Source organism: Paenibacillus contaminans (assembly GCF_003285015.1).
In the GTDB taxonomy this organism is placed as follows: Bacteria; Bacillota; Bacilli; order Paenibacillales; family NBRC-103111; genus Paenibacillus_V; species Paenibacillus_V contaminans.
The window spans coordinates 65,293-90,271 of the sequence record NZ_QMFB01000022.1 but is presented as its reverse complement, the minus strand read 5'-3'; the positions used below and the strand labels follow the sequence as shown (position 1 = coordinate 90,271).

At 54.4% G+C, this 24,979-nt stretch carries 18 protein-coding genes; 12 read left to right on the top strand and 6 right to left on the bottom strand.

The window, feature by feature from the left end; genetic code table 11:
• Positions 1 to 265: 265 nt before the first annotated feature.
• From DQG23_RS29295 to DQG23_RS29280, 4 genes are read left to right on the top strand one after another with little or no spacing between them, the layout of a single operon-like run.
• Complete coding sequence (locus DQG23_RS29295; protein WP_113034600.1) at positions 266 to 1,057, top strand: hypothetical protein; 792 nt, start codon at positions 266 to 268, stop codon at positions 1,055 to 1,057.
• The gene (locus DQG23_RS29290; RefSeq protein WP_113034599.1) at positions 1,054 to 1,335 is read left to right on the top strand and encodes a PqqD family protein; all 282 of its coding nucleotides are present in this window, start codon (positions 1,054 to 1,056) and stop codon (positions 1,333 to 1,335) included. The genes DQG23_RS29295 and DQG23_RS29290 overlap by 4 nt, the downstream gene beginning before the upstream one ends.
• The gene (locus DQG23_RS29285) at positions 1,325 to 1,822 is read left to right on the top strand and encodes a signal peptidase I (RefSeq protein WP_113034598.1); all 498 of its coding nucleotides are present in this window, start codon (positions 1,325 to 1,327) and stop codon (positions 1,820 to 1,822) included. The genes DQG23_RS29290 and DQG23_RS29285 overlap by 11 nt, the downstream gene beginning before the upstream one ends.
• A complete protein-coding gene (locus tag DQG23_RS29280; protein WP_113034597.1) occupies positions 1,819 to 3,609 on the top strand; it encodes an ABC transporter ATP-binding protein in 1,791 nt (596 codons plus the stop codon). The genes DQG23_RS29285 and DQG23_RS29280 overlap by 4 nt, the downstream gene beginning before the upstream one ends.
• A gap of 697 nt (positions 3,610 to 4,306) precedes the next feature.
• On the opposite strand, the gene DQG23_RS29275 is transcribed toward DQG23_RS29280, so the two are convergent.
• Positions 4,307 to 4,843, bottom strand: coding sequence for a hypothetical protein (locus tag DQG23_RS29275; protein ID WP_113034596.1), 537 nt, complete (start codon positions 4,841 to 4,843; stop codon positions 4,307 to 4,309).
• A gap of 309 nt (positions 4,844 to 5,152) precedes the next feature.
• Here DQG23_RS29275 and DQG23_RS29270 point away from each other — a divergent pair, with 309 nt between their 5' ends.
• The 3 genes from DQG23_RS29270 to DQG23_RS29260 all read left to right on the top strand — a co-directional run bounded on the left by DQG23_RS29270 (position 5,153) and on the right by DQG23_RS29260 (position 8,064).
• Entirely contained in the window at positions 5,153 to 5,773 is a 621-nt protein-coding gene (locus DQG23_RS29270) for a TetR/AcrR family transcriptional regulator (protein ID WP_113034595.1), read from the top strand.
• 219 nt (positions 5,774 to 5,992) lie between these two features.
• The gene (locus tag DQG23_RS29265) at positions 5,993 to 6,682 is read left to right on the top strand and encodes a copper homeostasis protein CutC (protein WP_113034594.1); all 690 of its coding nucleotides are present in this window, start codon (positions 5,993 to 5,995) and stop codon (positions 6,680 to 6,682) included.
• A 368-nt stretch (positions 6,683 to 7,050) separates the two neighbouring features.
• A complete protein-coding gene (locus DQG23_RS29260) occupies positions 7,051 to 8,064 on the top strand; it encodes an asparaginase (protein ID WP_113034593.1) in 1,014 nt (337 codons plus the stop codon).
• A gap of 172 nt (positions 8,065 to 8,236) precedes the next feature.
• Here the strand turns inward: DQG23_RS29260 and DQG23_RS29255 are convergent, their stop codons facing one another.
• Together DQG23_RS29255 and DQG23_RS29250 are read right to left on the bottom strand one after the other, a co-directional pair.
• Positions 8,237 to 10,018 carry a cache domain-containing sensor histidine kinase gene (locus tag DQG23_RS29255; RefSeq protein WP_113034592.1) on the bottom strand — a complete coding sequence of 594 codons (1,782 nt, stop codon included), beginning with the start codon at positions 10,016 to 10,018 and terminating at the stop codon, positions 8,237 to 8,239.
• Positions 10,015 to 11,751 carry a response regulator gene (locus DQG23_RS29250; RefSeq protein ID WP_113034591.1) on the bottom strand — a complete coding sequence of 579 codons (1,737 nt, stop codon included), beginning with the start codon at positions 11,749 to 11,751 and terminating at the stop codon, positions 10,015 to 10,017. Before DQG23_RS29250 ends, DQG23_RS29255 begins: the two co-directional genes overlap by 4 nt.
• A gap of 375 nt (positions 11,752 to 12,126) precedes the next feature.
• On the opposite strand from DQG23_RS29250, the gene DQG23_RS29245 reads away from it, so the two are divergent.
• From DQG23_RS29245 to DQG23_RS29225, 5 genes are all read left to right on the top strand, one after another.
• The gene (locus DQG23_RS29245) at positions 12,127 to 13,026 is read left to right on the top strand and encodes a carbohydrate ABC transporter permease (protein WP_113034590.1); all 900 of its coding nucleotides are present in this window, start codon (positions 12,127 to 12,129) and stop codon (positions 13,024 to 13,026) included.
• Positions 13,027 to 13,044: 18 nt separating this feature from the next.
• Positions 13,045 to 13,863 carry a carbohydrate ABC transporter permease gene (locus DQG23_RS29240; RefSeq protein WP_113034589.1) on the top strand — a complete coding sequence of 273 codons (819 nt, stop codon included), beginning with the start codon at positions 13,045 to 13,047 and terminating at the stop codon, positions 13,861 to 13,863.
• A gap of 49 nt (positions 13,864 to 13,912) precedes the next feature.
• Positions 13,913 to 15,376, top strand: a complete 1,464-nt coding sequence (locus tag DQG23_RS29235; RefSeq protein ID WP_113034588.1) for an ABC transporter substrate-binding protein — start codon at positions 13,913 to 13,915, stop codon at positions 15,374 to 15,376.
• 144 nt (positions 15,377 to 15,520) lie between these two features.
• Positions 15,521 to 17,032, top strand: a complete 1,512-nt coding sequence (locus DQG23_RS29230; protein WP_113034587.1) for a sulfatase — start codon at positions 15,521 to 15,523, stop codon at positions 17,030 to 17,032.
• 445 nt (positions 17,033 to 17,477) lie between these two features.
• Entirely contained in the window at positions 17,478 to 19,505 is a 2,028-nt protein-coding gene (locus tag DQG23_RS29225) for a family 10 glycosylhydrolase (RefSeq protein ID WP_158560752.1), read from the top strand.
• Between the two features lie 166 nt (positions 19,506 to 19,671).
• Here the strand turns inward: DQG23_RS29225 and DQG23_RS29220 are convergent, their stop codons facing one another.
• From DQG23_RS29220 to DQG23_RS29210, 3 genes are read right to left on the bottom strand one after another with little or no spacing between them, the layout of a single operon-like run.
• The gene (locus tag DQG23_RS29220; protein WP_113034585.1) at positions 19,672 to 21,537 is read right to left on the bottom strand and encodes a hypothetical protein; all 1,866 of its coding nucleotides are present in this window, start codon (positions 21,535 to 21,537) and stop codon (positions 19,672 to 19,674) included.
• Positions 21,538 to 21,558: 21 nt separating this feature from the next.
• A complete protein-coding gene (locus DQG23_RS29215) occupies positions 21,559 to 23,838 on the bottom strand; it encodes a glycosyltransferase family 2 protein (RefSeq protein WP_113034584.1) in 2,280 nt (759 codons plus the stop codon).
• Positions 23,838 to 24,926, bottom strand: coding sequence for a bifunctional glycosyltransferase family 2/GtrA family protein (locus DQG23_RS29210; RefSeq protein ID WP_158560751.1), 1,089 nt, complete (start codon positions 24,924 to 24,926; stop codon positions 23,838 to 23,840). The genes DQG23_RS29215 and DQG23_RS29210 overlap by 1 nt, the downstream gene beginning before the upstream one ends.
• Between the last annotated feature and the right edge of the window lie 53 nt (positions 24,927 to 24,979).

Genomic DNA, 24,979 nt, shown 5'->3' with positions numbered 1-24,979 from the left:
CCTGGACCGCAAAGCTCCTTGGTTTCCGCATGACGGGAGCGCCGCGTAATAGCGAAGCTAATTTCGATCATAGGCTCATGAGGGATGTCCGAAATGGAATGTTTCCGGGCGTCCCTTGTCCACTCCGACACCTGCTGCACGAAACGTCCTTTTTTTATAATCACGAGCCGAAAAAAGAAACCTCAGAGGACGGAAATGCCCGGATGCCGCGCATACCGTTCAATCTGTCCTATATAAGAACCTATAAAGAAAGAGGATATCGATTATGCATATACTCAAAACGGAAATCGGCGAGCACACGGCGATCGTCCGCACCGAATCGGAAGCGATCGTCGCAGCGCTCAATCAAATGTTCGAGAAATGCCGGGCAGACGCGGAAAGCGTGCTGACCGCCGACCTCGTCGTGGATGCCGAGCTGGGCTATGGCGAACCGTCGCCGGATTATGCCGTCACGATTACGACAGAAGGCAGCACCATCATCTACAACCGCCTTGACTACCGGATCGAAACCGACGCCTCTTACCGGACGGCGAACATCGTCGCTTACAATGAGCTTTCTCTCAAGCATGCTTTTATGAATTTGTATTGCGCGTATATCGTACATATCGGCTGGGGGCTGATGATCCATTCGTCATGCGTCATTGAGGACGGCCAGGCGTATTTGTTCGCAGGGCAATCCGGCGCGGGCAAGTCGACGGTGGCCAAGCTTTCCGCTCCGCGTCCGCTTTTATCCGACGAAGCATCCCTGGTCAAAATAACGCCGGACGGCATACTCGTTTACGATTCGCCATTTCGAAGCGAGCTGATGTCCATGTACGAGGGGCGCATCTGCCGGCTGGGCGGCATTCATCTGCTTATTCAGTCGAGCCAGGTGGAGCGCAAGCAAATCCGCTCGTCGGAAGGCATCATGCATTTGCTGGATAAAGTGTTTTTCTGGGCGCACGATGCGAAGGAAACGAGCAAGGTGCTCGGCATGCTGCGCGAAATGGTAGTGACGGTGCCCGTTTACGAGCTGCATTTTCAAAAAAACAATACGTTCTGGGAGAAGATATCATGAATATGAACACAACAACCATGTATAAACGGACGATGCAAATGGAAGCGGTCGCGGTCGGCGAGGAGTGGATCGTGATGAATACCGCAAAGCTGACGGTGACCAAAATGAACGAGGTGGGCGGCTTTATCTGGGCAGAGCTGAAGGAAGACGGGGACGTGATGTCGCTCGCCAGGAAGCTGCAGGAGCGCTACGACATCAGCGAAGAGATCGCTTTGCAGGATGTCAAGCTATTCCTCGCGGAGCTGGAAATCGCCGAATTGATCGAGCATGCCGGCTAGAGCGAGAGCGATCGAGACGCAGCTTTTGTCCCAGCATCTCAGAAAGCAGGGGTTTCTGGAAATTGCCTCGGTCGGCGACAGCATGTATCCTTTGATCCGTGAAGGCGATCTTTGCCGCTTCGAGCCCGTAGTGCCGGATACCGTCCGCAAAGGCGACGTGCTGCTGTTCGTTACCAAGGATGGCCATCTTGTCGGTCATCGCTATTTATCGCAGTACAGCAAACAGGGCGAAAATTACTACGTGTGCAAAGGCGATACGAATAAATTTCCGGACGAACCGATTCGTTCGCAGCAAATTATCGGCAAGCTGACGCTCATACGGACGGCTCCGCGGCGGATGATTCGCATGGAAGGCCTGCTTCCGCGGATGTGGGGCGTATTGACGGTCCGCGTCCCCCGGATGTGGCGGCTGCTGCGGCTGGTTCTCGCCTACAAACGATGGAGGCCTGCCAAACGCAGAGCTTCGGATAATCGGGCCGGGAGGTGAAGGCGATACTTCGCTTATACGAATCGTATCGTCCGCTTTTCCGGCTGCTCCCGTATGTGAAGCGGCATGGCTGGATGTATGCGGCACTGTTCCTCATTTTATTCTTGGACATAGGCAGTTCGCTGTTTTTTGCCTGGCTGATCATGCACGTTACGGATGCTGCCGTCGCCGCAGACATGGGCCGGCTCAAGCTGCTGCTTGCGGTCGGAGCAGTGTTCGTGGCCGTGAGCGGACTGACGATCTTCGCAAATTCATACCTGCAAGCTATGACCGTGAATAAAGTGAGGAAAATGCTGAGCAACGACGTTTACCGCCATTTGTTGAAGCAGCCTGTCCGTTTCTACTCGGAGCGGCATTCCGGCGATCTGCTGTCGCGGCTGACGAACGACCTTCAAGCGATGGAAAACGCAATGGGCTACAGCTTGCTGGCGCTCATTCAAATGCCGCTGATGGCGGGAATGGCGCTCGTTTATTTGTTTACGCTCAATTGGCAGCTCGCCCTGCTTTGCTTGCTGCTTGGTCCGCTCGCATTGGGGGCCGGCTCGCTGATGGGGAACTGGCTGCGACGGAACGGCAGAACGGTGCAAAACGAGCTTGGACGGCTGACCGGCTTTGTCGCCGATACGATCGCCGGACAGCTGATCGTGCGGACGTTCGCGCTTGGGCGGCAGTTTGCGGAACGCTACGAGCGGGATACGGAGCGCTTGTATAAGCTGGAGCAGAAGGAAGCGAAGGCTTTCAGCTTTTACAGAGCGGGCAGCTCTTCCTTCGGGACGGCATTGTTCCTTTTTAGTCTTGGCGTCGGTTCGATTTTCATCGCGCAAGGCAAATTAACCGTCGGCACATTGATGGGGTTCGTCATGCTGCTGCGTCAGCTTGTTTCGCCTTTGTCCGGGCTGTCGGGCGTGTGGAATGCGATGCAGCGCTCGCTGGCCGCGTCGGAGCGAATATTCGAGCTGCTCGACGCCAAGCCGGAAACCGGCGAGCTCCCGCAGCGGACACGCCAGAAGCCGCTGCTCGAGGGTATTCGTTTCGAGCGGGTAAGCTTTCGCTACGGGGAGTCCGCAGATTCGGCCCAGGTGCTGGACAACTGCTCGTTCGACGTGCCTGCTGGCCAAACCGTCGCGTTAGTCGGTCCGAGCGGCGCCGGGAAAACGACGCTGTTCCACCTTCTTCTCGGCTTTTATACGCCCGAGTCGGGTTACGTTGCAATGGACGGCTGCGATGTGAAAACGATCGGACGCTCCGAATTGACCGCTCGGCTCGGTTATGTTCCGCAGGATACGTATTTGTTCAGCGGCAGCATACGGGATAATCTGCTGTACGCCAAGCCGGAAGCTGCGGAGACGGAACTCATTGCGGCGGCAAAACATGCGAATGCGCATGATTTTATTATGTCGCTGCCCGAAGGCTACGACACGGAGGTCGGCGAGCGCGGAGGCAAGCTGTCCGGCGGCCAGCGGCAGCGGCTCGCCATAGCGCGCGCGCTGCTCTGGGACGCGCCGGTGCTGCTGCTTGACGAAGCGACGAGCGCGCTCGACGGCGAGAGCGAGCAGCTCGTGCAGGAAGCGCTCGCGAGGCTTGCCGCCGGGAGGACGACGCTAATGATCGCGCATCGGCTCTCGACGATCCTGAACGCGGATAGGATCGTCGTCCTCGAGTCGGGGCGCGTCGTCGACCAAGGGAGGCATGCCGAACTGCTCGCGCGCTGCCCGTTGTATGCGCGGCTGTACGAGCATCAATTCCGGAGCGAACCGCTTCCGGAGAAGGCTGCGGCTGCCGTGTAAGGCGGCTGTATGCGGCCGGCAGCCGCATGCAATGCAGCGCCGTGAAGCTGTGAGCTGCGCGGTGCGAGTTCTACGGGCAGCTCTTCGCAGCCATTGGGGCAGGCGGCATTCGGCGACGTCGCAGTCGCCGCAAGTTGACGCAGGAGGTTTGACCGCCGACGTGTGACCGAGCACCGCGTGCCGCGATGGCACCGCGCGCCGGGAGGCGCACGCGGTGCGGAAAAGTTCAAAGAAGCCCCCAACTCGCTGTGCAAGCGGAGCGAGTTGGGAGGCTTCTTTTTTTGATTTACGAGAAGGAGCGATAGGCTGGATAGGGGGCTGAAAGTAGAGTTTGGAAGGATATCAAACGCAGCTGAAAGAGCAGCACCGGATTTTCACAAAACCCTCCTGCATTTGCCCATACGTTGGTTTACGATGTATGAATACGAAAAATCGCATATATTTGGCTCTATTAGCGGGTTTCTCGATAAATATATAAGAAAAATTGAATACATTTTCTTCAAACGCACGTTTCTCGACATCTGTATAAGAAAAACCGAATTCAATTTACTCCATACAGGCTTCTCGATGAGTGTATATGAAAAACCATATATATTTTTTCTTCCTCTTCATGAAAGGACCCGCATTCAAAATGCGGGTACGCATAGGGCACTATTGCCTCATCTTAGTATTAAAACGGCCGGCTCGCAGTGTCTTTTTACGCTTTTGCCTTTCGCGGCCACAGCGTGAAGCTGAAGCTGTAGAGGAAGTCGATGCCGACGATGACCGACCACAGCCGCAGCGTGCCCATCAGGCTTTCGGTTCGGCTTGCATCGCCTACAATCAAGATCATGGCGTACAAAACAAGGCAGCCGATCCCCCATGCGATAAGGTGCAGAAGCCACATGCGGCGCTCGTAGCTTGCATGCTCCGAGCCGTACTTGGGCTTGGGGAGCGGCTTGGGGCCGCCGGCGAAACGGTGCGCGAACCGGACGTCCGCCCATTGAATCATTCGGTGCCCGTAGGCGACGGAGACGCCGATGTAGATCGCGGCGATGCCGTGAACCGTTGTGGCGACGGCGCCGCTTCGCAAATCGGCGACGGTCGCGATGATGAGAATCAAATCGACTAACGGTGTACAGAACAACAGCAGCGCGCCGAGCCGTTTCTTGCGCAGCGGGTAGCGGCACACGAGGCCGGCGATGACGAACAGCCAAAACCCGATTTCACAGCCGATTATAAATGCGGTTATCATAAGCGACACTCCTTGAGAAAGACGATTTAGGGCGTTAGGGCGACCAGCGGGGCCGACGGAGAGAGTTCCCTTGTGGACGGGACCTTGATCGTGCAGCAAAAACGGCAGCGTCGTCACCTAGCGCCAACAGCGCGACAACGTGCTAAGGGTTGCTTGAAACTTAAGAAATGCTTTGTTGCGGGCGTCGCTTCTTCAGTGAGAAACTTCGGGCGTCCCGGATTAGAGTTTTAATAATACAAATGTATTATAAAGATCGAAGTTATTTTAGCACTTCTGTATTAAAAAAACAATCCATGCTAAACTATTAACATGCCGAAAATTGTAGATCACGATCAACGTCGGGAACAGCTTGCGGAAGCGGCTTGGCGCATCATACGGCGCGATGGGCTGGAGGGAGTTTCCGTGCGCAGGGTCGCAGAGGAAGCCGGGATGTCGCTCGGCTCGCTGCGGCACTATTTTGTAACGCAGTCCGAGCTGCTTGCTTTTTCGATGCGGCTTGTTTCCGAACGGGTCACAAAAAGAATGAAGGGGATGGCACTAAGCGGGGATCCCCGCACCGATATGGAGACGATTATCGGGGAGTTGGTCCCGCTGGACGAAGAGCGGCTAGCCGAATGCGAGGTTTGGCTTGCTTTTACGGGAAACTCGCTTGCGCATCCAAAGCTTCGTTTGCTTAGCGATGAGGTACACGATTCGCTTTTCGCCTTTTTCCGGCATATCGTGGACTCGGCGATCGAGCTGAAGCTGGCGAAGCCCGGCATCGATCCGAAGCTCGAAGCCATGCGGCTGCATGCGCTGGTGGACGGGCTCGTCGTTCATGGGGTTATGCGCCCGGAGCTTGTGAAGCCGGACGATATTACCCGCATCGTCACGTATCATCTGGACGCTTTGATGGCGCAAAAGAAAGAGTCCGGCCTCGAAACGCAATGACCGCCCGTCATGACGATCGGGAGGCCGATTGCGTTTTTTGTGATTTTCCATTTTTATTTCATGCGCGCTTATGGTAGAATGCAGTCGTCACAAGGTAGATCGGCGGAAGACTGCGCAGGCAGGCTAAACGTACGCCATATATATTTTATGACGCTATAACGGGCAGTTCGGCGTGAAGGCCGGGCCCGCGGAAATTCACTCCGGAAAGAAGGAATCGTTATGCTGCTGGAAGTAATCGCAACGAGCGTCGCGGACGCGAAGCTGGCCGAAGCGAACGGCGCGCACCGGATCGAGCTCATTTCGGGCATCCGGGAAGGCGGCGTTACGCCAAGCATAGGGCTTATCGAGCGCGTATTGGGAGCCGTTCGTATACCGGTTCACGTTATGGTGAGACCGCACGCGAACTCTTTTTGCTATGACGAAGACGATCTCCAAACGATGCTTGCGGATATTCGCGCAATCGGCAAGCTTGGAGCGGCGGGCATCGTGCTCGGAACGCTTACGGCAGGACGGGAAGTCGACGAGCCTGCACTTAAGCGTCTTTTGGAAGCAGCGGAAGGGTTATCGGTAACCTTCCATCGCGCGTTCGACGAAGCGACCGACCAGGAAGCGGCTCTTCATGTGCTCGGAGGGTATCCGCAAATTCGCCGTATTTTGACCTCGGGCGGAAAACCGAGCGCTTTGGATGCCGTAGTGCAAATCCAAAAATTGGACAAGCTATGCAAAGAGCGGTCGATTACGCTGCTTGCAGGCAGCGGGCTGAACGTCGATACGCTGGCATCGTTCATTCGCGAAACCGGCGTAAGCGAAGTGCATATGGGGACCGGCGTGCGGCTGCAAGGAGACGCGCTGCAGACGATCGATCCCGAACGGCTGCAAGCGGCGGCAAGCATCGTCGCGAAGGCGTAAGCCGGCGGGGCCGGCACGCATGCGGTAGACCGACCGCCGTCTTGCAGCGAAACTCCGGGCGCCGGGGTTCGTGCAATGCGAAACGAAACCGTTTTATCCGTCTATCAGACTTCGATGCCGTTTCGCGGCACCACTGATGAATGAAATAACGTTATTTCAGGGCAGACTTCGATGCCGTTTCGCGGCACCACTGATGAATGAAATAACGTTATTTCAGGGCAGAAAGTATGTCGTGGAAGTGGCTCTAGACCTGCGGTAAACGCGCCTGTCCTTAGCTTATGCTTGCGAAGCCGCTTTCTTCGAAAGCGTTTAGGACGGCGAAGTCGTTTATCTTTGTATTTTTAATAACGACCTGGGAGGATCACATCATGAGCAAGAGCGAGCTGTTAATCGAGGAACGCCGGGGCGGGCTGGTGGAGTGCGAATATTGGGGACATGTTTGCGTCGTTTCGTATTCCGGCGAGGTGCAGTACCAAACGGGAAACCCGCATCATATGACCTATTTGCGTTCGTCCGCGAAGCCGTTTCAAGCCATTCCTTCGTTCCGCTACAATACCGGGGAGAAATTCGGCTTTACCGGCAAAGAGATGGCGATTCAAACCGCTTCCCACCGATGCGAGTCGTTTCACGTCGAGGTGCTGGAGTCGATGCTCGGTAAAATCGGCGTTACGGAGGACGATCTCGTCTGCTGTCCGTCTTATCCGCTAAACGCGAAAGCACGGGACGCAGTAGTTTCGGAAGGGCAGAAGGAGCGTCGCCTATATCACAACTGCTCCGGCAAGCATCTCGGCATTTTGGCGTATTGCAAAAGTAAAGGCTATCCGCTGGAAGGTTACGCCGATCCGAATCATCCGGTGCAAAAGGAGATTTTGGAAACGCTGGCCATGCTGACGGAAGTGCCGGCCGAGCAAATTCATATCGGTATCGATGGCTGCGGATTCCCGGTTTTTGCGATTCCGCTGTCTAATTTGGCGAAGGGGTATTTGAAGCTGGCCCGTCCGGAATTGATCGCCGACGAGGCGACGCGCAAAGCCGTGGAACAGATCACGCCGCTTATGAACGAGCATTTCGAGATGGTATCGGGCACGGATATGATCTGCTCGGCGCTGCTGATGGACGACAACATCGTCGCGAAGGGCGGAGCGAAAGGCGTTTACTGCGTAGGCTTGCGCAAGGAACGGATGGCGTTCGCACTCAAAGTGATGGACGGCTCTGAGGATAAATGGCCGATGATCGTCGCTTCGATTTTGGAGCAGCTGAACTACGACCGGAAGGATACGATCGAGCGTCTGTACAAGCTTTGTCCGAAGCATTTTGCGAACGGAAACGGGACGATCGTGGGGGAAAACCGCCCGGTTTTCCAGCTGCAGTCGAACGGATAAGCGCTTAGCTGTTCATGATAGCCTCTAATACGGTGTAACACAAATATCCCTAACCATTACGACGAGATGGTTAGGGATATTTGCCGTTTTCTTTAACACACGGGGTTTTGCACCTAGCGTACGGTATAGTTTCCAATGACGCGGGCACCTCCGCCAAACAAAAGACCGTCCGTCAAGAGCTCCGCTCCGGCGACGCCATCTTCGGCAGCCAGTAAACGACGTTCGTACCCCTGCCGTGGATGCTGTCAAGCGAAATGCCATACTCGCCGCCGTAATGCAGCTGCAACCGCTCAAGCACGTTGGCGAGACCGAGATGATCGGCATAGTCGATCGGCTCCCGCATGCTTTGGCGGATACGGTTCAGCTCTTCCTCCGGCATGCCGCCGCCGTTGTCGAACACCTCGATGACGACTCCCTCAGCCGTCTCGTATGCGGTTATAGCGATGATGCCTTCGTCGGGAATCATTTCGAGACCGTGATAGACGGCGTTCTCTACGATCGGCTGCAGCGTGAGCTTCGGAATGCGGTAATCCAGCAGCTTATCAGGTACCGACAGAAACAAGCTGAACTTGTAGTCGTAGCGAATCTGCTGAATTTCGACGTACCGCTTCACCTGGTTCAGCTCCTCGCCCAGCGGAACGACCTGCTCGCCCTGCGAAATGCTGTAGCGGAACATATCCGCAAGCATTCGGGACATCCGGGACAGCAAAGGAACGTTCTCCAGCACCGCGATGGCGTTCATCGAGTCGAGCGTATTGTACAAAAAGTGCGGGTTAATCTGCGAATGCAGCGCCTTAAGCTGCGCTTCCTTGCGGATAATCTCGGCTTTGTAAACGTCGTTGACCAGCGTTTCGACCCGGTCGGTCATCTGATTGAAGCTTTGCGTCAGCTGGCCGACTTCATCCGAACGGGTGACGTCCAGCCGGATATCGAAGCGCCCCGCCTGCACCTGCTTCATGTTCTGCTGCAGGGTGCGCAGCGGCTTCGTGATGCGTCCGGCGATGAAGGTCGAGATAACGAGTGCGATAAGCATGCCGACAAGACCGACGCCTACCGTGACGTTGCGGAAGGCTACGGAATAGGCGGACAGCGAGCTGAGCGGGTCAAGACTGACGAAGCGCCAGCCCGTTGCCGGAAGCTCCGCCGTGTTCACGAACATCCGCTCTCCGTCCAAGTCGATCCAGCCGGGCTTTCCGCTTAGCAGCTTCGCCCCGTGAGGCCAAACTTGTCCGATTTCCTCTTTGCGATCGGTGTAAACGACCGAATCGTTCGCATTGAGGATGGTCATGTTGCGCAAATTCAAGCTTGTCATGAGCCGGGCGATGTCCATGACATTGATATCGACGACGATGCCGCCGAGGTCCGAGCTGCCAATCGTATTGTTGATTTTGCGGACGAGCGAGAACGTATGGGGCGAAGCGACCGTTTGCGGGTTCGCGAAAGGCCGGACAAAAGGGCCGGCGATGACGACCTCGCCCTGCCGTGATACGGCGTTCCGGTACCAGAGCTCGTTCGCCAGCCGCGTATCCGGCAGATAGATTGATTCCTTGGCGATCTCCGTTCCGTTGGGGAGCACGATCGTTACATTTTGGATGGCCGCCTTGATATTCATATACCCGTACCATTCCTCGAACTGCTGAAACAAGGCGCTTTTCCAGCGCGTAAAAGCGATCGGGTCGCCGGGCGGCCCGGCATTGAGCAACTGCTGCAGCTCGCCGGTGTAGATGACCCGCGAGTACAGCTCGAGCTGATCCGTGTACGCTTGAAGCTGCTGCGATACGAGCTTCATTTCGAGCGCCCGGTTGTCGAGCGTTTGCCGCTCCGTAATCGCCAGCATCGAGACGAACAAAATGCTGCCGATCAGGAGCAGCGGGAGTAAAATAACGACGAAGTAAGAGAGCAGCAGCTTCTGATGAATGCTGCGGCTGACGCTGCGGACGATTTTGCCGATCACCGGGCCGCGTCCTCCTTAAAGCTGAGCGGCGTAATGCCGGTATGGCGCTTGAACAGCTTGCGAAAATATTTGATATCCTGATAACCGCAAAGCAGCGCGACGTCTCCGATTTTGCGTTCCGGATCGGCGGCCAGCAGCTCCTTGGCGCGTTCGATGCGAAGGTTCGTGACGTATTCGAGAAAGTTGCTGCCCGTATACTGGCGGAACAGCGAGCTGAAGTAGCCGGGACTCATATAGCTGCGCTGGGCCAGCTCCGACAGGTTGATCGTCTCGCAAAAATGCGCGTCGATATAGGCCCGCGCTTTCTCCACCGCTTGACGCGTCTCGAGACCTTGCTCGTCCTCGGGCGACTTCAGGCGGCTGAGGAAAAAGTCCGTTACCGTCCGCTGCTTTTCCTCCGGCGATACGACCGCCGGCAAAGAACGCGCAATGCGGCATGCCTCGAGGAAATCCGGCTCGCGGATGAGGCCGGATTCGTACAGCTCGCGAGCGCCGCGCAGCAGCACGTAATGGTACGTGCTGTCCGCGACGTCGGGATGGGCGGACGTGCCGTCGCGCAGCAGATCGGCGAGCTTGCCGAGCGCCGCGTCGCGGTTGCCCTGGCGGAGATGGAGCGCCCACTCCTGCTCCCAGGCCGCGCTGAGCGGGATGAGGTTCGCCGCCTCCGACTCGAGCCGCTCGTAGGTGGCGGCGGGCTCCACTTCGCCGCCGGCCGGCCGGCTCGTCAGGATCGTGTAGGCGTCGAACGCCTTGCCGACCGACTCGCGTACCCTGGCGACGCCGTGGGCCACCGTGCCGACTCCGATCCGCCGCAGCGCCGGCTCTCCGTCGGTCGCCAAAACAACGCCGCCGCCAGCCGTTCCCGTCGCCGGACTGCCGCTCGCTTCCTCGCCGGCAACCTCGCGAAGCCCGCCGTCCGTCGTTCCCGTCGCGCCACTGCCGCTCCCCGTCGTCGGACTGCTGCTCGCGCTCTCGCCGGCAGCCTCGCGGAGCCTGCCGTCCTCGCCAGCGCCGCCAGGCGTCGCCGCATAAGCGCCCGCTGCCGCCAGCCGCCCCAGCATATCGGCGACTTCGTCCGCCGACAGCGCCGGAGCCGCCGCCAGCAGCACATAAACGCCGCGCGTGCGAAGCACGCAGACGGCCATTCGCGCCTCCAGCGGGCGGAGCGCTTCATAAACCGCCTGCTTGTCCAGCGCGCTTTCGAACACGGCCGCCACGAACCGGCTGTCGGCCTCGGCAAAGCGGATTTCGGCGAATTCCTCCAGCAGCTGCGCTTCATCCTGCTCGTAAACGCCTTCAATCAAAAAATGAAAAAACCGCTCGCGCCACCTGCGCAAATCCGCCTCCGCCTGCAGACTTTGTTCCTCGTGCCGCCGAACGATTTTTTCCAGCAGCGCATTCAGCTCCTGCGGGTCGACCGGCTTCAGCAAATAATCGGCTACGGTCAGCTGAATCGATTTGCGCACATACGAGTAATCGTCGTAGCCGCTTATAACGACGTACGAAAGGCCGGGATACTGCTCCTTCGCCTTCTCGATCAGCTCGAGTCCGCTCATGACCGGCATGCGCACGTCGGTAATGACGATGTCGGCCTCCACGTCCCCGATCCGCTCCAGCGCGTCCCGTCCGTTCGCCGACTCCCCTGCCAAAGTCAAGCCGAGGCGCTCCCATTCGATCATTTTAACGATGCCTGCGCGGGACAGCCGTTGGTCGTCCACGACGAGCACATTCATGTCCGTTCCCCCTCCGACTAGTTGAAAGTGTCTTTAAGTATAGCATACGTTCGCCTTTCGCAACCTATAGCGGACAGGCTATTTATAACGGGCTTATAGGAACCCGATGAACGGGCTAAATTACGGTTTCTCAAAATACATATCGCAAAAGAAACGACTTCACAATCTGCAAAAGTTCACCGCAGTCAGCAGCCCGGCGGGCATGAACGTTTATTTTTTCGCGCGAAACGCCGGCAAGAAGCCAGCAATACCGGGCGTCAAAAAATGTACCCCCTTAGCTTCAAAGAATGTCACCTCGTCACGTAAAACGTTTTCACGTACAGTAATAACTATAACAATCAACGTTACCGAAAACGATAGACGGGGGGTCAAGCCATGGCTGCGGCCGCATCACGAATTTTTCGCAAACATTGGAAGGGCTATGCTTTTCTGCTCCCGGTGTTTGCCGTCCTAGCGACATTCAAGTACATCCCATTTTTTCAGGCGCTGATCATGTCATTTTACGAATGGAACGGCGCCAATGTCAAAACGTTCATCGGACTCGACAATTTCGTCGAATTGTTCAAGGACAAGACGTTTTACGCTTCGCTTAAAAACATCCTGATTTTTACCGGATCCGGGGTCATCATTCAGTTGACCGTTCCGCTGCTTGCCGCGGTGCTCGTATTTCACGTCAAGGGCAAAAGGCTGCAAAACGTGTTCAAGCTCTGGTTCGTCATTCCGCTCGTCATTCCGAGCATCGTCATCTATTTGACGTGGCAGTGGATTTTCGCAGGGGACTACGGGGTGCTGAACGAGCTGCTTGAACGGATCGGGCTCGAATCGTGGACGCATGCCTGGTTAGGCGAGAGCAAAACGGCGATTTGGTCGGTCATTTTCGTCAACTTTCCATGGATCGGCGGCATTACCTTCCTGATTTATTTGGCCGGACTCATGGGCATTTCGAGCGAGCTGTTCGAGGTGGCCAAGCTGGACGGCATGACCGTTTGGCAGCGTTTCATCCATTTGGAGCTGCCGCTCGTGCGCAGCCAGATGAAGCTCGTTATGGTGCTGACGATCATCCAGCAAATCCAAAGCTTCGAAAATATTCTCGTCCTGACGAACGGCGGTCCCGGCCAGTCAACGATGACGCCGGCGCTATATTTGTACCTGCAAGGCTTCTCGTATAGTAAAATGGGCTACGCTTCGGCAATCGGCCTGATCTTGTTCCTGTTCCTGCTGCTGCTCACTTGGGCGAACAACCGGTTCGTCAAAAATACCGAAACGATCGATTAGAAAGGAGGGACTACTCCCATGCGCAAAACGATGGCTGCCGTACCGCATTACGCGGTGCTTGTCATACTGCTCGGACTGACATTGTTCCCTTTCTATATGCTGATCGTCAGTTCTTTCAAATATACCGAGCAAATGATTTTAAACTTCTGGGGTATCGGTTTTCCGCTTCATTTCGACAACTACGTGTCCGCCTTCAAGCAGACCGGGCCCTATATTTTAAATACGATTTTCATCTCGAGCTGCATCGTGGCCGGCGTTCTGTTCATCTCTTCGCTGGCGGGTTATTCGTTCATGCGGTTCTCGTATCCGGGCAAAAACGTGCTGTTCATGCTCATCCTTTCGCTGATGATGGTGCCCGGCTTTCTGATTCTCATCCCGCAGTTTCTGCTCGTGCAAAAGCTCGGTATGCTGAATACGTACCAGGGTCAAATTTTTCCGCCGATGGCGTTCGGCGCTTCGATGGCGACGTTCCTCATGCGGACGTTTTTCGAAGGGCTGCCGCGCAGTCTGCTGGAAGCGGCCGAGACGGAAGGGGCGGGAGAGCTGCAAATTTTTTGGCGGATCGTGCTGCCGCTGTCGATGCCGGTCATCGCGACGGTTTCGATCATCAACTTCCTGTCCGGCTGGAACAACTACATTTGGCCGCTCGTATCGACGACCGGAGACAGCGTGAAACCGGTCATTCTCGCGCTCAGCACCGTAACCGGCAATATGGATCAAGGCGTCAGCGTCAAGCTGGCGGGTTACATCATTTCTTCCATTCCGCTTTTGGCTTTGTTCATGGTTGCTACCAAGCCTTTCATCTCCGGGATTACATCGGGGGCCGTGAAAGGGTAGGATAGATGCTTGCCTTGTTTTATCCATCATACAAGAGGGGTGTTATCGCATGTTCAATGAGAAAAAAGGATTTGTCTCCAAAGGCTTGACGCTGACGATGGCATTATCCGTCGTGCTGGCCGCTTGCGGCACGGCGAAAACGGAGGACAACAAATCGGATAGCGGAGCGGCGGGAAGCGGCGATAAAACGGTCAACCTGACGTTTGCCGTAGAAACGCCGAAGCAGGAAGAAATCAAAGCGGTATGGCAGGAAATTGTCGACGGCTACGCCAAGAAAAAGCCGAACGTCAAAATCAAACTCGACTACACACCGAATGACGGCGACGCGTTCCGCACATGGCTGACGACAGGCTTGATCGGGGGCACCGCCCCGGAAATCGTGCCTAGCCGTTATACGTGGACGCATGAAGACTTGAATAAGGACCTGCTGGTCGACCTGACGAGCGAATATGACAAGCCGAATCCGTACACGGACAATAAAGTATGGAAAGACACGTTCACGCCGACTATTCTCAACGAAATGAAAAACCCGATCTCCGGCAAGCTTTCGGGAGTCGCGCTGCAAACGCTGGCGATCCGCGTTTTTTATAACCAAGACCTGTTCAAGAAAAACAATCTGGAAATACCGAAAACATGGACCGAATTCATCGATGTCCAGAAAAAGCTGAAAGCGGCAGGCGTGACGCCGTTCGCTTTTGCCAACTCGAAGCCGGGCGACAACCACCTCTTGTGGGTCGTCAACCTGATGACGAATCAGCTGTCCGCCGAGAAGGTGAAATCGTTCGACTGGAATGCGAACCGCCAGCTGGAGCTGAACGAAATCGCGGGAGCGGTCGACCAAGGCGCCATCAACCTGGAATCGGCGGATTGGAACGCGATGATGCCGATCATCAAAGACTGGTCGCAGTACTGGGCCAAAGGTTATAACGGGATGAACGGCGACACCGCCAAAGAGATGTTTATCCGCGGCGACGTGGCGATGGTGATGGCGGGCAACTTCGAGCTGAAGACGATCCAGGATTCGAAGGCGCGCAAATTCGAGTACGGCACGTTCGCGCTGCCTTACTTGACGAAGAACGAAAATCCGAATGCGGCCGAGAAGTTCTACGAGCTGGGCGGCTATCCGGACATGGTATTTACGATTCCGAAGAAGGTAACCGGGGACAAGCTGGAGGCGTCCGTAGACTTCCTCAAATATTTGTCCTCGCCTGAAGTCGCAACGATCATGGGGAACAAAATGTACACGGCGACTACGCTCGTCAACGTCAATCTGCCGGATCACTTGAAAGGCTTCCAGTTCGTCGGCGACCGGATTTTGGTCAACTTCTACGCGGCTCATATCAGCAAAAAGCTGAACGAGGATCTCGTACGTATCGGCCAGCTGTATCTTGAAAATTCGGTGACGATCGATAAGTTCACGACCGAAATGCAAAATACGCTGAAGAAAGACATGGCCGATCAGATGAAAGCGAACGACTGGACGAAAGACAATCAATACGGTTCGAAAAAATAATGGGTTTGACCGCTAGACCTGACAGCCCGCAGGCCGTAACAGCTCCGACGCCCCCTGTCCGCCGCCGCTCGCCGGCAGCGGGCAGGGGGCGTCGCTTAAACGGGCTATTATGCGGATCAACATGACCGGGAGGGAAAACAACGGATGAACAGCATCGTTATCGTTTGCGACACGCTGCGTGTCGATCATTGCGGACCCTATCACCATGGGCGGCCGCTCAATCAAGTGATGAGCGCGGAGCAGCCGGATTGGGTCGTACCGACGCCGAATATGGACAGGCTTGCGAAGCGGGGAACGACTTTCGACCGCGCATGGGGCGGTTCGACGCCTTGCATGCCGGCCCGCCGGGATATTTATACGGGACGTTACGAATTTCTCGAGCGCGGCTGGGGCCCGCTTGAGGATAACGATCTCGACCTGCCGCGGCAGGTGTCGGGTCCGCCGAATCAGTCGCTGACGTGGCAGCTTCGGCAAGGATATCCGGTCAGCTATATGGTGACCGACCATTTTCACCTGTGGGAGCAGGGCGCGGGCAACTACCATATGGGTTACACCGGCTTCGAGTTTGTGCGAGGCCATGAAGCCGACGCCTGGCGAACCGACCCGGTCGAGTTTCCGTGTCCGGACGACGCGGATCATAAGGTGGAGCGCCATCACCGCAACGTGCATTTGACGCGGAAGACGGAAGAGGATTACTTCTGCGCGCAGGTATTTACGCAAGCGGCCGACTGGCTCGATAAGAACCGGACGCATAAGGATTTCTACCTCCATATCGATTGCTTCGACCCGCATGAGCCTTGGGATCCGCCCGAGGATATCCTTAAAATGTTCGATCCTCGCGGGTACGATGTGGACGGTTGGAAGTCGATGGTGCCTTACGACAAATGGGACAATCACTTTACGCCAGAGCAGCTGCGCCATGTGCAGGCAAGGTATGCCGCGATGGTCGTGCTGACCGACAAATGGCTCGGCAAGCTGCTCGATAAGCTCGACGAGCTTGGGTTGTGGGACGACACGATGATTATTTTCACCTCGGACCACGGCACGTACAACGGCGACCACGGCCGCATCGGCAAGCTGCAGACGCATCAGCACGACGCTTGCGGACATATTCCGTTCATCGTCGCGCATCCGCAGTACGGCCAAGGCGAACGGCGCAGCCAGCTCGTGCAGCTCGTCGATATTTATCCGACGGTGCTTGGGGCTGCGGGACGTCCTTGTCCGCCTGAGCGCCACGGCGTCGATTTGCTGCCGGTGCTGCGCGATTCGGGCGCGACGACGCGCAGTTATGCGATTTGCGGCATGTTCGGGCGCAGCGTAACGATTACGGACGGGGATTGGATTTTGCACCAATCGCCTGTGCCTGAGAATAAGCCGTTGTATTGGTACGGCCACAGCATAGCGAAATTCATTCCGTACGATCTCGGTCCTTACGAGAACGGACGGCGTACGGTGGATTGCCCGTCATGGCAAACGCCGACCTGGCTGAGCGACAAGCGGTCCGACCCGAACGAGTACGCCAACTTGGCGGAGGAACGGCCGGACAAGCTTGTCGACATGCAGCGCGCGCTCGTCAGCAAGCTGCTGGAGCTCGATGCGCCGGAGGAGCAGCTTGAGCGGCTCGGCTTGAAGAAGCGGGCAAGCGTCGAGAGGTAAGCAAGGTGACCGGCGCCGTTATGAGGCAAACAGCCGCGCGCGGGGAGCTGCGCGCCGCTGTTTGCAGCGCTATCGAAGCGTGAAGGTTGTTGCTAGCTGGAAAAACTCCAGTTATTTTTCGGGAATCTCGTTGATTTAGCTATTTAAATGGAAAAACTCCCGTTAATTTTGCGGAAAATGCCCGAATAAGCAAAAAGGACCAAATTTACATGTAGTTTTTCCAGTTAGAACGCTTTGTCAGGCTTTAAAGCCGAAATAAGCTGCAGGTTTTCCAGTTAGCGCGGCTTCTCCGTACCGGAATGACGCCGACAAGCGTCCGGTACACGATCAGGTGCAGACCTGAGCATTGGTTTTCGTTCTACGTGCCTGTGAATCAGGAATGTTTGTCATAAGTTTTACAGATTTGAAGCTGGGCTTTTGCTAGCTTTTGAACAGGAGGTAAATGATGAAGAAAGATAGCTGGTTTTGGGACCGGATGCGGCAGGTGCACGTCGATTTTCATATGCCCGAGTTTCCGCGGGATGCGATCAAAAACTTCGACGCAAAGTCGTTCGTCGCGCAATTCGTCGAAGCGAAGGTCAACGTCATCGGCGTGTTTACCAAATGCCATTTCGGCAACGCGTTTTACGACAACACGGTCGGGCATAAGCATAGCGGGCTGAAGGAGGATTTTTTCGGCGAGGTGCTGGAGGAAGCGCATAAGCATGACATCAAGGTTATCGCTTATTACTCGCTGGGAACCGATGCGAAGGCCGTGCTCGACAATCCGGACTGGTATCAAGTGGACGAGCATGGCAAAGTGCGCGGAGCGGAAGGAACCGTATGGGAGCTGCCGTGCATCAACAGCCCGTACCGCGAAGAGCTTGTCATTCCGCAGATCAAGGAAATAACGGAAAAGTACGAGATGGACGGTTATTTGCTGGACATTCCGTATTTGCACAATCATTATTGCTTCTGTTCATACTGCAAAAAGAAATTCGCTGAGGAATACGGCCGGGCGCTTACGCCGGAGCTGCTCGAAACCGAGCGCGAAACCGTCATTCGCTTCGGTATCGACTCGGCGGCGCGCTGCATGGAAGAGATCGCTTCGACGATCAAACGCATCCGTCCGCACGTGCTCGTTAATTGCAACGGCGCATGGCGGATGGGAGAGCCCGCTTCCGTCAACGCGACGAGCGATTACGGCTTGTGGGAATCGCAGCCTTCCGCTACCGGTTCGTTCCACAATCATTCGATACGCGCTCGTTTTGCGCGTACGCTGGACGTTCCCGTCCAAATCATGACGGTGCGTTTTACCGAAGGCTGGGGACTCATGTCTTGCAAAACGGCGGAGCAGCTGAAGTATGAGTTCGCAACAATTATGGCGAACGGCGGCATTATCAATATCGGCGACCAGATGCTGCCTGACGGCACGCTGCAGGCGGGCGTTTACGACATCATCGGCGAGGCGTTCGGTTTCGTCGAGGAGCGCGAGCGGTTTTGCACCCGCGCCGAGAGCGTTCGGGAAGTGGCGCTGATCGCGAACAACACGAACAACTGGTACCACGACAAAGACGATGCGGCGACGTTCGGCGCAGCCAAAATGCTGCTCGAAGGCCATCACCAATTCGATATTTATTATAACGACAATTTCCCGGACTTGAGCGGTTATCGCGTCGTCGTTCTGCCCGAAACGGTCGAGCTTTCGGCGGAATCGGTTTCGCGGCTCGAGGCGTTCGTGGCGGCCGGGGGGCTTTTGCTGGCGGCCGGAGCGGCGACGTTCAACAAGGAGCGGCAAAATCTGCTGCTGTCCAACCTGCTGGGCGTCCGTTACCTGGAGCGCTCGCCTTACGAGTTCGGCTATTTGACCGAGCACGAGGAATTGTGGCAGGGCATCGCCCGCATCCCGCAGCTTGTCGAAGCGCCATTCGTCAAAACGGTGCCGACGACGGCCGAGACGCTGAGCAGCATCCAATGGCCGCTTACGGTGCCGGCGCCTAACCGCGCCTTCCGGCATCCGATTCCGCCGGGCGGCAACGTCAGTGACTTCCCGGGGATCAGCGCGAACAAGTTCGGAAACGGAACGGCACTTTATATCGCCGCTCCGGTATTTAGCTCGTATTGGCATTCCAATCATTTTTGGGTGCGGCGAATCGTGACTAACCTGCTTGGCAAATACTATACGAAGTATGCCGAAGTAACTGCGCCGACGCATATCGAGACGAACGTCATGCGCAAGAACGGTAAAACGTATTTGCACATCATCAATTTCCAAAGCATCCATGCCGGAGAAAAAAGCACGGCTTATTATAACCCGATCGAGAATATCACGCCGGTGCATGATATCCGAGTGCACATCCGCGACAAGTCGCTTAGCCGGGCCGTTGTGCAGCCGGAGAACGAAGCGCTCGCCGTGGAGCGGCGCGAGGACGGAATCGCCTTTACGATTCCGAAGGTGCATATTCATACGATCATCGAATTAAGCGAAGCGTAGGCTCGATTACGAAAGACTCTTGATTTGCTCTTCCTTCCAGCAGGAAGGGAGTGAATCAAGAGTCTTATTCAATTTATGAGCAAAGTATATTGCGGAAGCGGCTCTACATGTCTGTATACGCGCTTGTCCTTAAAAGGACGGTGAAGCTGTTTATCCGATAATAACCTCAAAGCCAAGTAAGAACGACTTGCTCCCCGGAGCGTGTAATTTTATAGATGCCCTCCTGCATGTCAACGCCGTAGTGCTTTTTCAACAACCGTTTCCCGTCGGAATCGCTCTCCACGACGACCAAATAATCGTAGCCGCTCAAAAGATTATCCATGTTGTCCTCATAGAACAAACAAATCCCGTCCACCTTAGGGGCATACAAGAAATACTTCCCGATATATTGCATGTAATAGTTCGTCACCTGCTGATCGGTGTCCGAGGCGTAAAAAAGATACTTGGCTTTGTCTTCTTCGCCGCTTTTGTACCACCGGTCGCCGGTAACCGAATGCACTTTGTACGGAAGCGTAGTTTCGTAGCTTTTTGCAATGGAAAAGATGCCGTTATATTCCGATAGCAGCAAAGTGGCGGCAATCGCCACACAGGCCATAACTCCTTTTTGATAGAAGCCTTTCGTTTTTACGTTTTTGAAGGAACGATAGTCGGGCACTTCGCCGATTTTATAATGAAAGGAACGCTCCAGATCCACCGCAGCGCAAAGCGCCAGACCGCCGGCAAAAAGTACCACGATACTCGAAACATAACGCTCAAAGCCTGCCAGCCAAATCGCCTCATCCAGCGGCATGGAGTAGAGGTACAACCCCAAAATCCCCGCATAATACAACAATAAAACGATATCAAGGGCAATCAGCGCTTTCCACAGGTTCCATTTCTTCTTCAACACAACAGCCGCAAAAACGGAAGCGGCGATCGCTGCGAGATGGAAGACGGCAATCCCGATCGCCGGCCTTGTCGTAAGATCGATGCTGGACCTCAGAAAAAGCGAAATAATGTCATGCATTTGCTCCGCGGTTTTTCCCGCCTCCATACTTTGAAGACCGGAGGAAGAAACGTCGAATTTGTTCTTTATCCCCTGAAAGACGGTCGCCATACGCCAACTCCAGCCGAAGTAAGGCAGCAATGCGCCGCAGAGCATCCCGGCAACGGCAAGCGCATGTTTCCAGCCGGGCTTACTCCAATGAGTCAGCCATGTGTAGATCAAGAAGATCAACCCGATTGCCGCAAAAATAATACCGGTGCTTTTCATCACAGTCAGCAGCCCCGCAAGCGGGAGTACGACGATACATGCCCGTTTGATCTCGTTTCGATACCGATAAACAACCGCGAAGATTGCCAGCGTATAAATCGGGAGCAAGAAGTCGACCAGCAGATTGGTGATGCGGATCGTCATATTAAAAAAAGAAAGAACGGAAAGGCCCAACCCAAGGAAAGCATACAGAAGAAAACGCTTCTTCTCGGAAACGATGCCAAACATGGCATAAAAACAAGAAAAAATGAGCAGCCCTTGCGCGAATAACATCATGGACTCGGCATGTCCCGCAAAACGGCATACATAATAAAGAAAGGACGAGACGCCGAGCGGATAATTTTTAAAATCAATGAGATTGGAAGAAGGCGTCGGAAAAGCATCCGTACTTAACATCACCTTCAACACGATCGCCCAATGGGAAAAATTATCGTAGTGTGTCAATTTGTTCTGAAACAGAAGCAGAAGAAAAATAAGGCTTCCTGCCAAAAATGAAAACAGGTAGACGGAAAAAGCAAAACGAAATGTATAAGCCCTTTGGCGCACCCGGAGAACCGCGATCGCAGCTAACGCCAGCAGACCCAAAATCATAACGGCAAGGCTGACCGTAAAAAGCTGCCCCGCCAAACCGCCCAAAAAAATAATGCAGGCTATAGATGAAAACACGAATACGGGGATAAACTCCCAGTCCAGCGACAATGCTTTTCTAACAAGCAGCATATAACCCAGACAGGAGGATAACAACAGGGCTCCCGTCAAAAGTTGCAGGATGGTCGGCATCTCTTATCTCTCCTAATCCTCTTAAGCGCTCTCGGAATGCGAATGGATCAAATCCTTCAGCATCTGATCGATAAGGCCGCGCTCCACAATATCGTCAATATTCACGACCGAGAGAAGCAGCTCGTGACGACGGGCTCTAGTTCTTCTCGTATGCTGCAAAATGACTTCAATATTACTTTTCGTATAAAAAGTAACAAAAGTCCCGGTCGTCGTATCGCCCTTGAAGCCGGAGGCGGAAAAGAAAAGGAAATTGAAGCTGCGCAGCGTACAGCTATCGCCATTTGTAAAAACGACCGGACATTCGAGCGAAATCCGCGGCATTTTTCTCTGATACGAGAGCGGCTGGATAATGCGCCTTTTCACATTACGAATCATATCGTCATAAGCCGTATCCCAAAGATTCATCTGCTCGGGCAAAGAGTGCTTCCGGTCATAGATGATTTGCATGTATTGGCGTTTGTCCGTTTCGTTGATCGGCTCAACCGTTGCCGAGTAACGCCAGCCTTCTCCGTCCTTTTTCACATAAACGATGACCGCATCGAGATTCGCCTCATAGCGCTCGTTTTTCACTGTCAAATTGAGCGTAGTTTGCGGCGGCATGTACATGGGTTGTGCGACATACAGGGCAATGCCGTGCTCCGATACGTCAACGGTCCGGGCACTGTATTGCAGATCGTTAGCTTGGCTGCGGATCGTTACATCCTCTTGCGCCCGAATACGCTCCGTCTCGCGATATGCGCGGCGGCCGATCATGAAGAACAGGGCATAACATAAAGCAATCATATTATGAACGAGCCAAAAAACGATGATACTGCTGTAGAAAAGAGCCAAGCCGTATTTGCCGCTCACAAACCGTACCAGCGCCGCAATCGAAAGAAGAAGAAGGAAGATATGCGGAAGTGCATACAACAGGGAGGTCAACCATTTTCGGCCGGCGGCTTTGTTTTTGTTAGTAACCTTGAATGTTTTTTCACGGATGCCCAAGGTTTCCAGGAAGACAGGCACAATCAGATACGGCATAAAAATCGTATCGATAATTTGACTCCAGCGCTGGTTTCGAATATTGCTGGATAGATAACGCATCGACATACTGTAGCAGAAATAGGCCGGAAGCCAAAAGATTAAAATTTCCATAAAGCCGGTATTTACAATCTGGAAATCGAATAGCGCAAATAAAATGGGGGCCAAAATGAAAATCAGCCGGTTAAAAAAAGACCACCAGTACAAAAAGCTGCTTAAATAGGTAATTCTCGACCAGAAGGGAAGTTTCTTGGAAATGATGGCGCGGGTATTTTGCAAGCTTTGAAGAATGCCTCTTGCCCAGCGGATGCGCTGCTTAATCATGCTCGGGACCGTTGTCGTGGTCAGTCCTGCGGCCTGCACCTCCTGGGTTGCATAAGTAATATAACCCGCTTGCTGCAAACGGATGCTCGTTTCAAAATCCTCGGTGATCGTTCTCAGCGGGAAACCGCCGATTTCCTCCATCACCTTCCGGGAAATGACCGTGTTGCTTCCTGTATAAGCCACCGAATTGGAGGCATTGCGCAAAATATTAACCTCTCTTGAGAAGAAATCCTGCTCGTTAGGAATGCCTTGTTCCGCATAAAGGTTAAATTGAAATAAATCCGGATTGTAGAAGCTCTGAGGGGTTTGAACCAGACCGAGCTTGAATTTGTCGTCCCGTTCATCCTCTCTGCGAAGCCGCCATTCCCCGTTGTCCTTGATAAACTCGGAGAGCAGGAAATACGGAACGGTTTTCATCAAAAAGGTATGCTGCGGAATCATGTCGGCATCGAAGGTTGCAATAAGCGGGGAAGCGGTTTTGTTCAGCGCATTATTCAGATTGCCGGACTTGGCCTCCGTGTTTCCGGGAAAACCAAGATACCCGACGCCAAACTGTTTGGCAAGCTCCTCTACCTCGGGCCGCCCTCCGTCGTCGCACAAATAAATATGAACCTTCCGCTTGTCCGGATAATCCATAAACGTACAGGCATTGACGGTTTTATACAATAGATCGACCGGTTCATTGTGCGTGGCAATGAATACGTCTACGTCCGGATAATGCTCCGGCGGAACGTTCGGGAAGTCGAGAAGCGTACGTTTCTTTTGCATCTTCTGAAAAAACAATTCAAAGGTAGTCAGCACGGTTACCGTTTCAGCCGCAATCAGCAGGATGCCGAAAACCATATTCAAAACACCCTGATCCCACGGCAGCGTAAAAATCAAACGCCAAAGCAAATAAACGGACATCAGGATCACCGTGACGACAAACAAAATATTTTGCCGTTTTTCGTTCTGCACTATAGCCGCTGCCTCCTTGCTGCAAATACCCACCGCCGCTGCATCTGAAAACTTAGCAGGAACAGCAGGGCGTCGCAGATGAGTTTCGCTATTTTCTCGCTGATGAAGAAAATGGTATGGATCAAATAAACCCCTGTGCTTGAAAGTAATATCACTAGCGCGCATAGCGTCAAATAACGCCATAAACTTCCCCGGCTATCCTCTTGCCGGAATACAAAGTGCTTATTCAGCAAATAATTCACCATAATGGAAATGATTCTCGCGATGACCGTCGCCAATAGAATCCTTAAATAGTCTTGTTGGCCCAACATCGGCCGCAATAAATCGATCAAAAGCCATGCGATTCCTAAATCGACTACCGCACCGGCAATCGAAGAGAAAATAAATTGCATGAAATTGGAGAATAGAACACTCATCACCCGGGCGCTGTCCCGGATCGCTTTGAAATGAGTCCCCGCATTTCCGTTTTCATAAATGACTTGAATCGGCAGCGTATGAATCGGTATGCCCGACCGGATACAGGAAATAAGCATCTGCAGCTCGTATTCGAACCGGGAGCCTCGAACATCTTGCATAAATGCAAGCAATTGCGGGCCGAAAGCGCGAAGCCCTGTCTGGGTATCCGACAGCCGCTTGCCGTACAGCATGGCAAAAATAAAGGAGGTAATCCGGTTGCCGAGCAAGGACTTGGGCGGTATTCCCCCCTCGCTAAAGTTTCTTACTCCGAGAAGCAGCGCGCCGGGACGGCGTTTCGCTTCTTCGGCAAGCCGATATACATCCTCCGCAGCGTGCTGTCCGTCCGAATCTGCCGTTATCACGCAGGCTATCTCGTCGAACTGCCGTTTAATGTACCGAAAGCCCGTCTTTAGTGCAGATCCCTTTCCCTTATTCTCCGTATGCCGCAGCAGCACGCAGCCGTTCTTGCCGAGCTCCCGGAAAATCGGCTGGTATTTCTCGCCGGAGCCGTCGTCCACGATGATAATGTTTCTCAGTCCATAATGTCGCAATTGCTGAACATACGTTAACAACCTCTCATCCGGCTCAAGCGATGGAATCAGAATAATCGTTTCGCCCTTTGGAGTCTCCACAATCACACCTTCCAACTCATAGCAGTTTTTAGGATTAAGGAGATAGTTCGACA

Coding starts and splice junctions, on each gene's coding strand:
- DQG23_RS29265 (WP_113034594.1), top strand. CDS start 5,993: ATGCTGCTGGAAGTAATCGCAACGAGCGTCGCGGACGCGAAGCTGGCC.
- DQG23_RS29220 (WP_113034585.1), bottom strand. CDS start 21,537: ATGCCGACCATCCTGCAACTTTTGACGGGAGCCCTGTTGTTATCCTCC.
- DQG23_RS29260 (WP_113034593.1), top strand. CDS start 7,051: ATGAGCAAGAGCGAGCTGTTAATCGAGGAACGCCGGGGCGGGCTGGTG.
- DQG23_RS29225 (WP_158560752.1), top strand. CDS start 17,478: ATGAAGAAAGATAGCTGGTTTTGGGACCGGATGCGGCAGGTGCACGTC.
- DQG23_RS29235 (WP_113034588.1), top strand. CDS start 13,913: ATGTTCAATGAGAAAAAAGGATTTGTCTCCAAAGGCTTGACGCTGACG.
- DQG23_RS29275 (WP_113034596.1), bottom strand. CDS start 4,843: ATGATAACCGCATTTATAATCGGCTGTGAAATCGGGTTTTGGCTGTTC.
- DQG23_RS29250 (WP_113034591.1), bottom strand. CDS start 11,751: ATGAATGTGCTCGTCGTGGACGACCAACGGCTGTCCCGCGCAGGCATC.
- DQG23_RS29245 (WP_113034590.1), top strand. CDS start 12,127: ATGGCTGCGGCCGCATCACGAATTTTTCGCAAACATTGGAAGGGCTAT.
- DQG23_RS29290 (WP_113034599.1), top strand. CDS start 1,054: ATGAATATGAACACAACAACCATGTATAAACGGACGATGCAAATGGAA.
- DQG23_RS29285 (WP_113034598.1), top strand. CDS start 1,325: ATGCCGGCTAGAGCGAGAGCGATCGAGACGCAGCTTTTGTCCCAGCAT.
- DQG23_RS29270 (WP_113034595.1), top strand. CDS start 5,153: ATGCCGAAAATTGTAGATCACGATCAACGTCGGGAACAGCTTGCGGAA.
- DQG23_RS29230 (WP_113034587.1), top strand. CDS start 15,521: ATGAACAGCATCGTTATCGTTTGCGACACGCTGCGTGTCGATCATTGC.
- DQG23_RS29240 (WP_113034589.1), top strand. CDS start 13,045: ATGCGCAAAACGATGGCTGCCGTACCGCATTACGCGGTGCTTGTCATA.
- DQG23_RS29295 (WP_113034600.1), top strand. CDS start 266: ATGCATATACTCAAAACGGAAATCGGCGAGCACACGGCGATCGTCCGC.